Source organism: Bacillus pretiosus (assembly GCF_051294775.1).
Taxonomy (GTDB): Bacteria; Bacillota; Bacilli; order Bacillales; family Bacillaceae_G; genus Bacillus_A; species Bacillus_A wiedmannii.
This window is the reverse complement of sequence record NZ_JBPPHF010000260.1, coordinates 1-299: the sequence shown is the minus strand read 5'-3', so window position 1 is coordinate 299 and position 299 is coordinate 1. Positions and strand designations below refer to the sequence as shown.

1 protein-coding gene is annotated in these 299 nt (G+C 39.1%); it reads left to right on the top strand.

Annotation, left to right across the window (positions count from 1 at the left end; all coding sequences use genetic code 11):
• Positions 1-299 (top strand): biotin/lipoyl-containing protein (locus tag ACSG5Z_RS30785; RefSeq protein ID WP_435712850.1); only part of this gene is annotated, 299 nt, incomplete at both ends.

Sequence of the window (299 nt, the reverse complement as noted above, 5' to 3'; positions counted from 1 at the left end):
TTATTAAACCAGGCGATGAAGTAAACGAAGACGATGTACTTCTTGAAGTACAAAATGATAAAGCAGTAGAAGAAATCCCTTCTCCTGTTAAAGGTAAAGTACTTGAAGTACTTGTAGAAGAAGGAACAGTTGCAATTGTAGGAGATACATTAATTAAATTTGATGCTCCTGGATACGAAAACCTTAATTTTAAAGGTGACGATCATGATGCAGCTCCAAAAGCTGAAGAAGCAGCAGTAGAAGCTCCAGCAGCGGAAGCTACTCCAGCAGCAACTGCAGAAGCTGACTCTTATACACAA